Raw genomic sequence first — 13,870 nt, forward strand, 5'->3', positions numbered from 1 at the left:
GGACCGTGAGCGGACTGTCTCCGGGTTTCCACGGTCGCGGTCGCGCCCTCGTCGACCGGCTGCCTCCGGGCCAGTACCCCACGGAGTCCTTCCCGGTCCTGTCGATCGGCCCCACCCCGCGCGTCACGACCGACCACTGGGCCTTCACGCTGACGACCGAGACGGGCTCACGGCGTTCCTGGACGTGGGAGGAGATGATGGCACTCCCCCAGGAACGCCCGGTCGCCGACATCCATTGCGTCACCCGGTGGTCGAAGTTCGACACGCGCTGGCAGGGTGTCTCCCTCGACGTCCTCCTGGAGGAGGCCGAGACGGCCGCGGACTTCGTGGTCGCCGAGTCGTTCGACGGTTACACGACGAACCTGCCGCTGGAGGACGTCACGGACGGCAAGGCGTGGCTGGCCCACTCCTTCGACGGCTATCCGCTCGCCCCCGACCACGGCGGACCGGCGAGGCTGGTCGTCCCGCACCTGTACTTCTGGAAATCGGCGAAGTGGATCAAAGGTCTTCGCCTGACGGTGCAGGACGAACCGGGGTTCTGGGAGACGGCCGGCTACCACAACTACGGCGACCCGTGGCGCGAACAGCGCCACTGGAACGACGCCTGATGCCGTCCCCGCCGAGCGGAGCGTCCGCATGGCGGACCGCCAGACTCCTGTCCCGCGAACCGCAGATCTCCACCGGACGTACCCTGCGCTTCACCGTCCCGGACTGGCCCGGGCACCTGGCCGGGCAGCATGTCGACGTGCGGCTCACGGCCGACGACGGCTATCAGGCGGTACGCAGCTACTCGCTCGCCGCGCCCGCCGAGGGCGACACCGTCGAACTGGGGGTGCAGGCGGCACCGGACGGCGAAGTGTCCCCTTATCTGGCCGACGTACTGCCCATCGGTGCCGAGGTCGAGATCCAGGGTCCTCTGGGCGGCTGGTTCATCTGGACACCTCGGGACGCGGGCCCGCTGCTGCTTTTCGCGGGAGGCTGCGGCATCGTTCCCCTCATGGCGATGCTGCGGGCCCGCCGCGCCGCCGGCAGCGCCGAGCCGTGCACCCTTCTCTACTCCGCGCGCAGTCCCGATGAGGTCTGGTACGCGCGGGAGCTCGCCGACCCGGGCCCCGCCGAAGAGATCCGTCTCATCTACACCCGTCAGGCACCGCCCGGCGATCCCCGGACAACCGGGCGGGTCGGGGCACAGGACCTGGCGGGGCTGCCGGAGCCCGGCTCGGCGCGCTGCTACGTGTGCGGTCCCACGGGCTTCGTCGAGCACGTCGCCGATCTGCTCCAGACCGCCGGGCATCCACGGGAGCTGATCCGCACCGAACGCTTCGGCTGACCTTCCCTGCCACCGTCCACCATCCATTCCTCGGAGAATGTGGAGAACGCCGTGCCTCACGACCCCGCTGCCTTCCGCCTCGACGGCAACGCCCTCGCCGGGCCGCTCGCGCCGGTCTTCGCCCTCGACCCCACCACCGCGTTGCGCGTCTGCCCCGCCTGCCGGATGCAGGCGACGGTGGGCGAACTGCACGTCTACGGACCCGAACCGGGCCTGACCGCACGCTGTCCCGGATGCTCACAACTCGCCCTGCGAGCGGTCCAGCAGCCCGGCCACCTGTGGCTCCAACTCGGCACGGGTCAGGGGGCGTTCCGTTTCACGCTTCCGGCGGCCGGGGGCTGAGGGTACGGACTGTGGCCTGACAGACTCTCCGGGGCCGCCGGATCCCAGACACGAAGAGATCACAAGAGCGGCAAAACGTCCGTCCGTCGCCCCGGGTGTCGTCACGATCCAAGAATGCTCGAACTCGGGGGGCGTCGGCAGCGGCGCAGATGGGTCATCATCGCTGTCCTATGCGGCACGATCGTCGCGGCGAGCGCTGCCTATGCGGTGCGACAGATCGCGCACGGCGGTCTGGAACCCGGGGACACCGCCGGTCTGCTCAGCCTGCCTCTCGGCGCGGCCGGTCTGGTGGCCGCGGTGGTGGCGCTGCGCAAACCCGTTGCGGGCAACGACGGCGAACAGGCCCGCGGTTGGGCGATCACGCTGGCGCGGCAGGTGCAGGACGGCGAGAGCCGGGTGTGGCGGCAACTGCTCGGCGACGACACACGACGCATCAATCTCCGCTACGTCCTGGAACCGGACGGCAGCCGAGTCGCCGAAGCGCCCGTCACCGGGCAGGTGTTCGCCGAGGCCCAGGGGCCGACGGCCGTTCCGGACGTCCTGGAGTACTACCGCACCACCCGCCCCAAGCGACTGGCGATCACCGGCGAGGCCGGAGCCGGCAAGACCGTCCTGGCTCTGGAACTGCTGCTCGCGCTCCTCGAGGACCGCAAGGACGATGACCCGGTTCCCGTACGTGTTCCGCTGACTCTGTGGGACACCGACCGGCAATCGCTGTCAGACCTGATGGCGCAGCGTCTCGTCGATGCCTATGACTGGCCGCCGCGCATGGCGGCCTCACTCGTCGAGCACGGGCGGGTCATCCCCGTACTCGACGGCTTGGACGAAATGGACCCGCTGCTTCCCACGGGCGCTCCGGATCCGCACGCGCCACGCGCCGGCGCGGTCCTGGAAGCGCTCAACGCCTACCAGCAGGGGCGTCACGGCGGCCCGTTCATCCTGACCAGCCGTCTCGACCACTACAACGCTCTCACCGCCGGTACCCGTCTCCTGGACGCCGCTCGGGTCACCATCGCGCCCGTCGGCATCACCCACGCCCGGACATATCTCGCCGATCGCGCCCTCGACCTGCCGCGTTGGCAGCCCCTGCTCGACCACCTGGCCACCCGTCCCACCAGCGCGCTGACCACCATGCTGTCCACGCCATGGCGGCTCTGTCTCGTCGCCACCGTGTACCACCGGGCCGGCGGCCCCGACGAACTCCTGGCCTTCACCGACGCGTCCGCTCTGGAAGAGCATCTCCTCGCCCGCTATCTCCCTGCCACCACGGCGGTCGCCCGCGGTGCCCAGCGCTATTCCCCCCGAGACGTCCATCTCTGGTTGCACCACCTGGCCGTCCACCTGTCGACGGAAGGCCCGTCCGGACAAGCAGGAGACGAAGCCACCGATATCAGCCTGCTCCGACTCTGGCCGTTCGTCGGGCGGACCCGGGTACTGAGGGCAGAGGCGCTCCTGAACGCCACCATCACGCTCTTGCCGCTTCCTCTTGCCTGGACAACACCCCGGCCGGGACTCCTCGCGCTGATCATCGGCATATTCTCACTGGTAACGAGTCTCGGGACCTTGTTCACACACGCTCAACCCGCGGCGCAGCACCTGGACTGGCACCTGACGGTCATGAAGCTCCTGTACATCACAACAGCGCCGTGCATCGGTCTTCTTGTCGGGCTGTTGTTCGGCGGACCCATCGCGCTGGGGCTCGGTGTGACCTTCGGCCTGTTCCTCGGAGTCATCGCTGCCATCACCGGCGAACCGTCCCGAGCCGCGACTCCTCGCGGGGTCCTGCGTGGCGAGATCCTGTACGCCGTTGCCTACGCGACAGTCACCGGGGTCACCTTCGGAAGTGCGATCGGCTTGGCCTACGGGACGTCCTATGGAGTCGCCATCGGCATCTGGATCGCCTTCAGCACCTTCTGGACCAATGGGACGCCCGCGACCCGCAGATATCTCGTCTTCCTTCTCTGCTCCTTCCGACGGCTTCCCTTTCGGCTGGCGCGCTTTCTCGACTGGGCCGCTTCCGCCGGCCTGCTCCGGTACAGCGGCCCCGCGTACCAATACCGCCACCGTGAACTCCAGCGATGGCTTGCGGCCCACTCCGCCCCGCCCCCTTCCGTCCCGACGCATCTTTGAACCGACCTCAGATCCAGAACTGCACCGGCCGGCATGTGAGCACGAAGGCTGTCGGCATCGACCGGGGTGGGGGCACGTCGGGCCGCCTACGCGCCCTTGATCCGTCATCATCGTCACTGGGCCTTGACGGGTGAGGGTGTGTACTCGGAGCCTTGGGGCCTCTGGTGACGGGGGGCCTGTGAGCGGACCGGGTGACATGAACGGTGCTGGTGGTTGTGGGGACGACGTCGGCGCGGTGGTACGTCTTCTGGACAACCCCGAGGTGCGGCTGCTGACGCTCGTCGGAATCGGCGGAGTCGGCAAGAGCCGTCTGGCGCGGCAGGTGCGCGAGGCGCTGGAGCGGGTCGGTACCTATGTCCGTGTCGTGGAACTCGCCGGGGCGCCGCGCCCGAGGCGGCGCTCGCCCTCCTCACGGAGGCGCTCCCCACGGACCCGGGTACGCCGTGGAAGGCCGGTGGCGTCGCCCGGACCGCTTCGGCGGGCCGGGCCGAGGGCGCGGCCGAGCAGGTGGCGGAGCTGGTCGCCGCGGTGGAGCCCGGGGCGCGGCTGGGGACCAAGGAGGAGTTGCGGGCCCGGTGCGGGGTCTCGGTGGGGACCTTCAACGAGGCGCTGCGCCTGCTGCAGTCCCGGGGGCTGGTCACCGTCAAGCCGGGGCCGGGCGGCGGCCTGTTCAGCGCCGAGCAGTCACCGATGGTCCGGCTCGGGAACTCCGTCCTCGCCCTGGACGCTCAGCAGAGCGACGTCGCCGACGCCGTACGGATCCGTGACGCCCTGGACCCTCTGCTGATCGAGGACGCACTGTGGCACGCCTCGCCCGCCGACATCTCCGGCCTCAAGGACCACATCGCGGCCATGGAGGCGGCCGTGGGCACGGCGGATCCCGTGGCGTTCATCCACGCGAACTGGCGGCTGCACGCGGCCATCGCCGCGATCAGCCCGAACGCGCTGCTCAGCTCCCTGTACTCGAGCCTGCTGGATCTGGTGGAGTCGCACACGCTGGCGGTGCTGCCGGCCAGCGAGGAACCGCTTGACCACTACATCGCGCACCGGCACGAGCTCCACCGCGATCTGGTCGACGCGCTCGAACGCCGCGACCGCGAGGCGGCACTGCGCCTGATCCGCGAACACAACACCAGTCTCCAGTCGGAGGAACCCATCGCGGAGCTCTGAACAAAAGCGCCGCCACCGGACGCCTCCACATCACCGGTTCACCGGCCAGGGCGGGCGGGGATCCTGCCGCACGGCCAGTAACCGGACACCGCCGGGTCGTCGCTGATCCCCGTTCAGAGGGTGACACGGCTCAGGTGGCTCTACGGGCTTTCGACGGCGAGCCTGCCGGCGAAGGCGATCATGGCCACTCCGCCGCCGGCCTTCATCAGCTGAATACGGCGTGTTCTCCCCAGGAACCAGGTCCGCATGGATCCGGCGGCACAGACCCATACGGTTTCGATGAGTGCTTGGACCACTCCCCCGGCGAGGCCGATGACCAGCATCTGAAGAACGAGGCCTCCGCGCGAGTGGTCGACGAACTGGGGCAGGACCGCCATGAGCGACACGATGCTCTTCGGGTTGGCGACACCGACGAGAAAGCCCTGCCGTACCGATCGCGCCCGCGACGTTTTCCCCGGGACACCGGCTGCGGACGACTCATTCAAGGAGAAGGGGTTGGACCGGGCCGAGCGCAGCGCGCTGACGCCCAGCCAGAACAGGTAGCACGCACCAACGACCTTGACGGCCATGAAGAGTTTGGCCGATGCCGCGACGATCGCTCCGAGGCCGGCGAGCACGAGCGCCAGGAGGACGAGACCGCCCAGGGCGTTCCCCAGCACGATCCACATCGCAGACCGACGTCCCACGGTGATGGCACGGCTGGTTTCGAGCAGCACGGACGGCCCTGGAATCATCGACAGCACTGCCGACAGAGTCAGGAAACCGGCGACCAGGCTCAGGTTCACGGGCACAGGGCGGACGATAACCGACGGTGGATTCGTCAGGGAAGAACACTGCCCGGTCCGCACGCTGCTGTGCCCGGCGAGGTCTGCGACCGTCTGCTCAGGACCGTCACGAACCCGTCTCCCCCGGGCACCAAGCAACGGACTACGACTACGTGTCGTCGCAGGGGTCAGCTCGGAGAGTGTTCCTTGGCGTACCGGTACAGGTCCTGGGAGGTGTCGATGAGTTCTTTCTGTTCCTCCGTCGAGCCGACCATGGGCTGGGAGCCGTTGAGGGGCAGTTGCGCGCTCTCGGGGAGGAACTTGACGGTGATCAGGCCGATGACGCCGGCTGCCATGAGGTAGTAGGCGGGCACCAGCTTGTCGCCGGTGGCGTTCACCAGGGCCTCTGTCACCAGCGGGGTGGTGCCTCCGAACGCGGCCACGGCGAAGTTGAAGCCGATGCCCATGGCCGCGTAACGGACCGCGGTGGGGAAGAGGGCGGGCAGGGTGGCGGCGCTGGGGGCGGCGAAGCACGCGAGCAGCGTGGACAGGATCAGCACACCGACGATGGGTCGCCAGTTGCCTTCGGCCTTGATGAGGAGGAACGCCGGGACGGCCAGGACGATCATGGCGGCGGCCGCGCCCGCGTACAGCGGGCGGCGGCCGATGTGGTCGCTGAGACGGCCGAGGAAGGTGATGAGGATGACGATCCACACCATCCCGATCAGGACCAGGATGTCCGCCGACGTACTGGACCGGTCCAGGGTCTCCGTCTGATAGGTCGGCAGATAGCCGGTCACCATGTAGTTCGTGACGTTGTAGAGCAGGACCAGACCCATGCAGATCAGCAGCGGACGCCAGTGGTCGCGGACGATCGTCTTGAACTCGCTGCCGACCGAGTCCTGGGCCAGGTTCTTCTCGTGCTCGTCGAGCTGCTGCTGGAAAGCGGGCGACTCCTCCAGCTTCAGCCGCATGTACAGGCCGATGACACCCAGAGGTCCCGCGATCAGGAACGGCAGACGCCAGCCCCAGGACAGCATCTGATCGTCCGTGAGGATCACGTTCAACATGGTGACCAGGGCGGAGCCGAGGGCGTAGCCGACGAACGTGCCGAAGTCGAGCCAGCTCGAAAGGAACCCGCGACGGCGGTCCGGCGAGTACTCCGCCACGAAGGTCGTCGCGCCGCCGTACTCGCCACCGGTCGAGAAGCCCTGGACCATACGAGCGAGGAGCAGCAGGATGGGGGCGGCGATGCCGATCGTCGCGTAGCTCGGGATGAGGCCGATCGAGAACGTGCCCGCCGCCATCATGATCATGGTGGTCGCCAGCACCTTCTGCCGACCGACCCGGTCGCCGAGCGGGCCGAACACCAGACCGCCCAGCGGGCGCACCACGAACGCGGCTGCAAACGTCGCGAAGGACGAGATCAGCTGGGCTCCCGGAGAAGCGCCCGGGAAGAACACCTTGCCGATCGTCGCGGCGAGATAACTGTAAACACCGAAATCGAACCACTCCATGCAATTGCCGAGCGCCGACGCGCCCACGGCCCGCTTCAGCAACGGCTTCTCGACGACCTGCACATCCTGGGCGCGGTAGGCCCGCCTGGTGCGCCGCAGCCTGCGGGCCAGCTCCTCCCGCACATGCTGGGGCATCCCCGCGATCGACTGCGGCATACGTTTGCGGCCTGTATTGGTCGGACCGTCAGAAGGTGTGTGAGCCACGCGCCGATGCCGCCTCTCCCAGTTTTTCCACTCTGTGCTCGCCAGGGCAAAGTCTCAGCCGAACTGATCACCCGGCGCATCCTGAGAACGGCTGCCCGACAGTTGCTCCAGCACACCACACCCCCGTGTTCCCCACCGCCCAACACACTCGAATGCCACGCCCCGGAACCCGCCAGGAGTACGGATCGGCGTACCTCGAATGCCCTCGGCGCCCGCGGCTCGGCGGTCGAATCGGGTTGCCGATCTCGAGCCCGCCTGACTAGCGTCGCCGTCCGTGACCCCGACACTGCGCACCGAGCGGCTCCTGCTGGAGCCGTACACGCCCGAGGACGAGGAAGACTTCGTCGCCCTGTTCCAGGACACCAGGGTGTCGCGGTGGATGGGTGACGGCCCCGCGTCCGAAGCCGCGGACCGGGCTCTGTTCGGACGGATCTTCACGAAGGTCTACGCCCAGGACCTGTTCGACGTCTGGGCTGTCCGTCGGGACGGGCTTCTGGTCGGCCATGCCGAGATCAAGCCGACCGACGTCGTCGGTGGCCACGAGATCATCTACGCGCTGGCCCCGGCCGCATGGGGGTCGGGCCTGGGGACTGAGGTGGCGGAGAGAATCGTCGCTCACGGCTTCGACACCCTCGGGCTGACCACGGTCCACGCCACCGTGGCCGCACCGAACGAAGCGTCACTGGCCCTGCTGGAACGGATCGGTTTCGACCCGGTCCGGAGCATCACGGAGGACGACGGCAGCATCACGCGCGTGCTGGCCCGTCAGCGGGCCGTGAGCCAGGGCTGATCCCTTCGACGGCGAGACGGAAGAGCCGGTCGGCCTGCACCGCCGGTTCGCTGTGGTGCTCGGTGGCCAGTGCAATGCCGACGCTCAGGGTGAGCAGGTCGTGGAAGGTCACCTCACCCTTGACCGCCCCGTCCCGGATGGCGTGCCGGAGCAGGGGCGTACCGGCTTCTTCGAGCGCGTTGCCGCAGGAGTTCGTGGCGGGCTGGTCGGTGGGCGGCTCGTAGGTGAGGGCATCGGCGAGTCCGCGGGCGGAGACGGCGTAGTCGAGCAGACCCTGGAGCCACTCCAGGAGCGCGGCCCGGCTGTCGTCGGTGTCGTTCAGGCGGCGGGCGCTGTCGCAGAGATGCCCGATGCGCTCGTGGAAGACAGCTTCGAGCAGCGCCTGCCGGGTGGGGAAATGGCGGCGCACGGTGGCCGATCCGACGCCGGCGGTGCGGGCGATCCGCTCGAGCGAGGCGTCGGCGCCATGGGCGGCCACCTCGGTCTCGGCGACGGAGAGGATGCGCTGGTAGTTGCGCCGGGCGTCCGAACGCTGACCGGTCATGTTCTTCCTCATTTGCTAAACGGCGGGCCCCGCCATATCTTAGCCGAGGCAAAACGGCGGGGCCCGCCGTTTACGTTCTTCGGACTCCAAGGAGCGAGAACCATGACCACTGACACCGCACCCGTCCTCGTCACCGGCGCCACCGGCCGCCAGGGCGGGGCCACCGCCCGGGCCCTCCTTGCGGCCGGGACTCCGGTACGCGCGCTCGTCCGCACCCCGGGCTCGGAGGCCGCCCGCGCCGTCGAGGAGCTGGGCGCCGAGCTGGTGAAGGCCGATCTTTCCGACCGGGACTCCCTGGACGCGGCCCTGGACGGGGTCCGTGCCGTGTTCTCGGTGCAGATGCCTCCCATGACCGAGACCAGCGTCGACTTCGCCGGGGAGCTGGCGCAGGCCACCCATCTGATCGACGCGGCCAGGGCAGCGGGCGTACGGCAGTTCGTGCAGTCCTCCACCAGCGGGGTCGGCGAGCACACCCGTACTCCCGGCTGGGCCGAAGGTCGCTGGGACGCGCTGGAGGGCTACTTCGCCACCAAGCAGGCGATCCTGGAGGCGGTGCGCGGTGCGGGCTTCGAGCGCTGGGCCGTGGTCAAGCCCGCCTTCTTCATGGAGAACATACCGGCGCTGCTGCCTCACGGCCCCGGCGGCGGCCTGGCCACGGTGCTGCACCCGGACACGGAGCTGGCGCTCGTGGCGTGCGCGGACATCGGCGCGGCGGCCGCTCACGCCTTCGCCGATCCCGACCGGTTCCAGGGGGTGGAGCTGGAGCTGGCCGGCGACCGGCTCACCATGACGCAGGTCGCGCGGGTCCTGTCCGAGGTCGCGGGAGTTCCCGTCGTCGCGCCGTCCATGTCCCTGGAGGAGGCGCTCGCCGCGGGCATGCCGACCTGGGGCGCCGGCCACGAGTGGAACAACACGGTCACCCAGCCCGCCCGGCCCGAGTTCGCCCGGGCACTGGGGATCCCGCCGACCGCGTTCGCCGACTGGGCGCGTGAGTACCTGACGCCCGCGGCCGACTAGCCCGCGTCCGCGGGGTGCGGCACAGCGTTCAGGCACCCGGTCAGGAGCGGTCCGCTCCCCCGATGTGGTCGTCGTCCCGCAGCAGAGGCAGCAGCTGGTCTCCGATCCGGCGGGTTTCCTCCTTGTACGGGGTGTCGGACAGGACGAAGTGGGTGACGCCGAGCGCTCGGTAGGCGTCGAGTGCCGCGGCCACGTCGTCGGGCGAGCCGACGAGCCAGGTGGTGGCCGCTCCCCCGCCGCCGAACCTGCCCGGCGTGGTGTAGAGGCAGGTGTCGAGGACCTCGCCCCGCTCGGCGAGGTCGAGGAGCCGGCGCTGGCCGACCGCTGTCCTGCGGTTGCCCATCCAGGTGCCGATCTCGCCCGCGTCGGCCGCCATCTTCGCGACCTTCTCCTCCGCCGCGCGCCAGGCCTCCTCGGTGGTGTCGCGGACGACGGTGGTGATCCGCAGGCCGTACTCCAGCGGGGCATGGCGACGTTCCACCCGGTCGGTGAGCTCCTTCAGTCTGGCGACGCGTTCGGCGATTCCCTCCAGCGGTTCGCCCCAGAACAGCTGGACGTCGGCCTCGGCCGCCGAGACGCGTTCGGCGGCCTCGGACGCGCCTCCGAAGTAGAGGGGCGGATGGGCCCGTCCCTCGGTGGCGTACGGGGGCGGGCTCACCGTCGAGTCGGTGACGTGGAAGTACTCGCCACTGAAGGTGACGTTCTCCTCGGTCCACAGGCGTCGTACGAGATGCAGGAATTCCTGGGTGCGGGCGTAGCGCGCGGCAGGCTCGACGATGGTGTCGCCGTAGGCGGCCGGGCTGTCCACGCCGCTGACGACGTTCACCAGGAGGCGGCCGCGGCTGAGCTGGTCGAGGGTGGCGGCGGCGCCGGCGAAGTTCGCGGGCTGCCAGTAGCCGGGGCGGACGGCGACCAGGGGTTTGAACGTGGTGGTGCGCGCGGCCAGGGCGGTGGCGACGGTGAACGTGTCCGGGCGTCCCCATCCGGTGCCGAGGAGGGCGCCGCTCCACCCGTGGTCCTCCGCGGTGCGGGCGAGTTCCGTCGAGTGCTCGATGGATCCCCAGCCGGAGGTCGTGTCGTCCCCGCGGTGCCCGGGCTGGACGGTGTTGGGGATGTACCAGAGGAATTGCGGGGTCATGACGGTTCCGTTCGTCGGTCGGGCAGGAGCGGCGGAGCGGGAATTCGGCCTCGGCCGTGCGAGGTGCCCGGCGGTACGCAGCGTTGAGGCACGGCGAGTTCGCGCCCGGCGGTGTCGTCCTTCGCCTCGGCAGGCGGGCCGCTCGGGGGTCGTCCGAGCCCGGACGTGCGCAGTCGTGAGAGCAGCAGGGCCACCGCGAGCAGGCCGGCGCAGGCGCAGGAGGCGAGGGCGTACGCGGATCGGGGGCCGCTGCCTCCCGGTGGCGTCGGGGCGGAGTGCAGATACACCGCCGAGACCGCGCTCAGGCAGACCGCCGCGGCGATGCGCTGTGCCATCTGCAGAATGCCGCCGGCCACTCCTGCCGCCTCGGCCGGAGCGTGGTGCAGGACCTGGGTCTGGTTGGGCGAGACCGTGAGGCCCGCGGCGGCGCCGGTCAGCAGCTGCACGCCGGCGCAGGCCAGGGGAAGCGCGGAGGTGGGCGCCGTGAGCGCGACAGCGCTCCCGGCCAGGGCGGCTCCGATGCCCAGGAGGAGCCCGAGGGACACCGTGCGCGGTCCGATGCGGCGCACCACGCGCCAGGCGAGCGCGGAGGCGACCCCCATCGCGAGCGCCGAGGGAAGCGTGACGGCCGCGGTGCCCAGAGCCGTCAGGCCGAGCCCTTCCTGGAGGAACACGGTGAGCACCAGGGAGGAGGCGAGCGTGGCGCCGAACTGGGCCATCGCGACCGCCGTGCCCAGCAGGTACGGCTTCGACGTCCTGAGGGCGGGATGCAGCAGGGCCCGGCGTCCGCGGCGTACGCGCAGTCGTTGATGCCCGCTGAGCGCGGCCGCCAGGACGACCAGTCCGGTCGCCCACGCGAGCGCCTCTCCCCTGCTGCCCGGAGTACGGATGAACGGGACCATCAAGGTCAGCGTGCAGGCGCACGCCAGGGTCAGGCCGAGGATGTCGAGCCGGGCATCGCGGGCGGTGCGCCGGGGTGGCGGCAGCCACCGCGCCGCCAGTACCAGGGTGAGGATCGCGCACGGCGCGCTGAGCAGGAGGCAGCAGCGCCAGCCCCGTTCGGGACCGAGGGCGGCGACGAGTGCGCCGCCGAGCGGCGGGCCCAGAGCCGTGGCCACGCCGGACGTCACCGCGTACAGGCCCAGGGCGCGGCCTCGGGCCTGGCCCCGGAAGAGGTCCTGGAGGGTTCCGATCACCTGGGAGTTCACGAGCCCCGCCGCGGCCCCCTGCACCAGGCGCGCGGTGATCAGTGTGCCCGGCCCGCGGCCGGTCGCGGCCGCCGTCCCCGCGATGAGGAAGGCGGCCACGCCCAGCAGGAAGAACCGCTTGCGCCCGTGCGCGTCACCGAGGCTGCCGCCCGGGACGAGTGCCAGCCCGAAGGCCAGCGAGTATCCGGCGACGATCCATTGCACGTCCCCGGCACCGGCCCCGAGCGAGTGCCGCATGCTCGGCACGGCGATGTTCAGCACGGCCTGGTCCAGCAGGGTCGTCGCCCCCGCGGCCAGGCAGACGAGCAGGGCGCGCCGGGCGGCGCGGTCTTCTCCGGGGAGCATTCAGGAACGCGCCTCCGGCACGGGGCCCGCTTCCGGCTCGACGCCGATGACCTTGCGGTAGACGCGTGCCCCGTCGCCGTAGTCGTCGACGGCGTAGTGCCAGGTGGCGCGGTTGTCCCAGAGGACGAAGTCGCCGGGCTGCCAGCCGAAGCGGATCGTGTAGTCGGGCGAGGAGGCGTGCCGCAGGAGGTGGTCGAGCAGGACCTTGCTCTCCGCGGGTGTCACCCCGGTGAGGCCGGTCGCCGAGGTGCTGATGAAGAGGCCCTTGCGGCCGGTGGTCGGGTGCGTCAGGACGACGGGGTGTTCGATCGTCGGTCCGCTCGTGGTCTTCTTGCTGCCCTGCGCGTAGTTCTCCGCGTTGCCGTCGTACACGGCGCTCACGGACGCCAGGAGCTCCTTGAACGGCTCCGACAGATCGTCGTACGCGGCCTGCAGATCCGCCCACAGGGTGTGACCGCCCAGCTCGGGCACCACCTCGTAGGTCAGCGACTCGATCGCGAAGACGGGGGCGCGCCACAGGCCGCCGATGTGCCAGGTGCTGGCCTTGCCGGTCTTCCGCACGTTGTACGGGTAGACGAGCGGGTTGGCCGGGTCCTTCGCGGCGGTCGGGTGGTCGAAGGGCTCGGCGAAGACCCGTACGGCGGCGACGTGCTGATCGGGGGTCAGGTGCTGGCCGCGGAACACCAGGACCTTGTGGTCCCGGAACGCCTGCCGCAGTGCGTCGGTGGTGGTGGCGTCGAGTGGGCCCGTCAGGTCGATGCCCGTGATCTCGGCGCCGAAGCGCGGTCCTGTCCTGACGATGTCGAACGGGGCGACGGTGGTCATGGCGTCTTCTCCTCCTTGTACGGTGCGGGGTCGCGCAGAGCGGCGTACTGGGGTGTGCCGTGGCGGCGTGGAGCGGGCGGGTCACGGGGATGTCGACGGCGATGCGGGCCTCGTCGGCGTTGTGGGTCACCAGGAGCGCGGCGGGGCGGTGTCGTTCACGCAGTTGCCGCAGCGGCTCGTGCACCCGGATGCGGGTGAGGCTGTCGAGGGCTCCGAACGGCTTTTCCGCGAGCGGGAGTTGTGGTTGGCGGGCGAGGGACACCCGCTGCTGTTCGCCGCCGGCGGTGGGTCAGCTACACACCGCGGTGGCGACACGCATCAGATCGATGGCCCGCCGCTTCCGGAGCCGCTGGTTGATCCACATGCCGCCGAAGCTACCGACACGCCAAGTGCATTTCAAGGAAAGGGAGTTGGCTGACATCGGGCTGCAACGGCCGTTTCATGGAAGCGCCATGCTGGTGTTACATGCCGGGCAGGCGGCCCGGATTCGGGGGCGTTCGACCACCGTCAGGGTTAAGACTTCTGGTGTCCTGTCCCCCGTCCAGC

At 70.1% G+C, this 13,870-nt stretch carries 13 protein-coding genes and 1 pseudogene; 7 read left to right on the top strand and 7 right to left on the bottom strand.

The genetic code is table 11. The features are described from left to right. The first annotated feature begins 5 nt into the window (after positions 1–5). The 5 genes from ABII15_RS00690 (at position 6) to ABII15_RS00710 (ending at position 4,972) form a co-directional block, all read left to right on the top strand. Positions 6–608 carry a sulfite oxidase-like oxidoreductase gene (locus ABII15_RS00690; RefSeq protein ID WP_353940244.1) on the top strand — a complete coding sequence of 201 codons (603 nt, stop codon included), beginning with the start codon at positions 6–8 and terminating at the stop codon, positions 606–608. Beyond that, positions 608–1,330 (top strand): ferredoxin reductase, encoded by a 723-nt coding sequence (locus ABII15_RS00695; RefSeq protein WP_353940245.1) that lies wholly within the window; start codon positions 608–610, stop codon positions 1,328–1,330. Before ABII15_RS00690 ends, ABII15_RS00695 begins: the two co-directional genes overlap by 1 nt. Positions 1,331–1,381: 51 nt before the next feature. Further along, positions 1,382–1,672 (top strand): DUF6510 family protein, encoded by a 291-nt coding sequence (locus tag ABII15_RS00700; RefSeq protein WP_353940246.1) that lies wholly within the window; start codon positions 1,382–1,384, stop codon positions 1,670–1,672. A 114-nt stretch (positions 1,673–1,786) separates the two neighbouring features. Beyond that, a complete protein-coding gene (locus ABII15_RS00705; protein ID WP_353940247.1) occupies positions 1,787–3,802 on the top strand; it encodes an NACHT domain-containing protein in 2,016 nt (671 codons plus the stop codon). Positions 3,803–4,309: 507 nt separating this feature from the next. Continuing rightward, positions 4,310–4,972 carry an FCD domain-containing protein gene (locus ABII15_RS00710; protein ID WP_353940248.1) on the top strand — a complete coding sequence of 221 codons (663 nt, stop codon included), beginning with the start codon at positions 4,310–4,312 and terminating at the stop codon, positions 4,970–4,972. 140 nt (positions 4,973–5,112) lie between these two features. Here ABII15_RS00710 and ABII15_RS00715 read toward each other — a convergent pair whose 3' ends face one another. Both ABII15_RS00715 and proP read right to left on the bottom strand, forming a co-directional pair. Then, entirely contained in the window at positions 5,113–5,763 is a 651-nt protein-coding gene (locus ABII15_RS00715; RefSeq protein ID WP_353940249.1) for a LysE family translocator, read from the bottom strand. 161 nt (positions 5,764–5,924) lie between these two features. After that, a complete protein-coding gene (gene proP / locus ABII15_RS00720) occupies positions 5,925–7,388 on the bottom strand; it encodes a glycine betaine/L-proline transporter ProP (protein ID WP_353940250.1) in 1,464 nt (487 codons plus the stop codon). A 343-nt stretch (positions 7,389–7,731) separates the two neighbouring features. Here proP and ABII15_RS00725 point away from each other — a divergent pair, with 343 nt between their 5' ends. Next, on the top strand, positions 7,732–8,247 hold the full coding sequence (locus ABII15_RS00725) for a GNAT family N-acetyltransferase (RefSeq protein ID WP_353940251.1): 516 nt from the start codon (positions 7,732–7,734) through the stop codon (positions 8,245–8,247). On the opposite strand, the gene ABII15_RS00730 is transcribed toward ABII15_RS00725, so the two are convergent. Then, positions 8,204–8,791, bottom strand: coding sequence for a helix-turn-helix domain-containing protein (locus ABII15_RS00730; RefSeq protein ID WP_353940252.1), 588 nt, complete (start codon positions 8,789–8,791; stop codon positions 8,204–8,206). The genes ABII15_RS00725 and ABII15_RS00730 overlap by 44 nt on opposite strands. A 102-nt stretch (positions 8,792–8,893) precedes the next feature. Here ABII15_RS00730 and ABII15_RS00735 point away from each other — a divergent pair, with 102 nt between their 5' ends. Further along, positions 8,894–9,808 (top strand): NmrA family NAD(P)-binding protein, encoded by a 915-nt coding sequence (locus ABII15_RS00735; protein WP_353940253.1) that lies wholly within the window; start codon positions 8,894–8,896, stop codon positions 9,806–9,808. A gap of 40 nt (positions 9,809–9,848) precedes the next feature. On the opposite strand, the gene ABII15_RS00740 is transcribed toward ABII15_RS00735, so the two are convergent. From ABII15_RS00740 to ABII15_RS00755, 4 genes and pseudogenes are all read right to left on the bottom strand, one after another. Further along, positions 9,849–10,946, bottom strand: coding sequence for an LLM class flavin-dependent oxidoreductase (locus ABII15_RS00740; RefSeq protein WP_353940254.1), 1,098 nt, complete (start codon positions 10,944–10,946; stop codon positions 9,849–9,851). After that, a complete protein-coding gene (locus ABII15_RS00745; protein ID WP_353940255.1) occupies positions 10,943–12,499 on the bottom strand; it encodes an MFS transporter in 1,557 nt (518 codons plus the stop codon). Before ABII15_RS00745 ends, ABII15_RS00740 begins: the two co-directional genes overlap by 4 nt. Beyond that, positions 12,500–13,324: a TauD/TfdA family dioxygenase gene (locus ABII15_RS00750; RefSeq protein ID WP_353940256.1), complete on the bottom strand. Its 825-nt coding sequence runs from the start codon at positions 13,322–13,324 to the stop codon at positions 12,500–12,502. It abuts the gene before it with no gap. Beyond that, a pseudogene (locus ABII15_RS00755) lies at positions 13,321–13,607 on the bottom strand (hypothetical protein); the annotation flags it as partial. The pseudogene ABII15_RS00755 and the gene ABII15_RS00750, both read right to left, overlap by 4 nt. Positions 13,608–13,870: the final 263 nt, after the last annotated feature.

Origin of the sequence: Streptomyces sp. HUAS MG91, assembly GCF_040529335.1 — a bacterium.
Taxonomy (GTDB): domain Bacteria; phylum Actinomycetota; class Actinomycetes; order Streptomycetales; family Streptomycetaceae; genus Streptomyces; species Streptomyces tabacisoli.

Coding starts and splice junctions, on each gene's coding strand:
- ABII15_RS00695 (WP_353940245.1), top strand. CDS start 608: ATGCCGTCCCCGCCGAGCGGAGCGTCCGCATGGCGGACCGCCAGACTC.
- ABII15_RS00705 (WP_353940247.1), top strand. CDS start 1,787: ATGCTCGAACTCGGGGGGCGTCGGCAGCGGCGCAGATGGGTCATCATC.
- proP (WP_353940250.1), bottom strand. CDS start 7,388: ATGCCCCAGCATGTGCGGGAGGAGCTGGCCCGCAGGCTGCGGCGCACC.
- ABII15_RS00730 (WP_353940252.1), bottom strand. CDS start 8,791: ATGACCGGTCAGCGTTCGGACGCCCGGCGCAACTACCAGCGCATCCTC.
- ABII15_RS00735 (WP_353940253.1), top strand. CDS start 8,894: ATGACCACTGACACCGCACCCGTCCTCGTCACCGGCGCCACCGGCCGC.
- ABII15_RS00740 (WP_353940254.1), bottom strand. CDS start 10,946: ATGACCCCGCAATTCCTCTGGTACATCCCCAACACCGTCCAGCCCGGG.
- ABII15_RS00745 (WP_353940255.1), bottom strand. CDS start 12,499: ATGCTCCCCGGAGAAGACCGCGCCGCCCGGCGCGCCCTGCTCGTCTGC.
- ABII15_RS00750 (WP_353940256.1), bottom strand. CDS start 13,324: ATGACCACCGTCGCCCCGTTCGACATCGTCAGGACAGGACCGCGCTTC.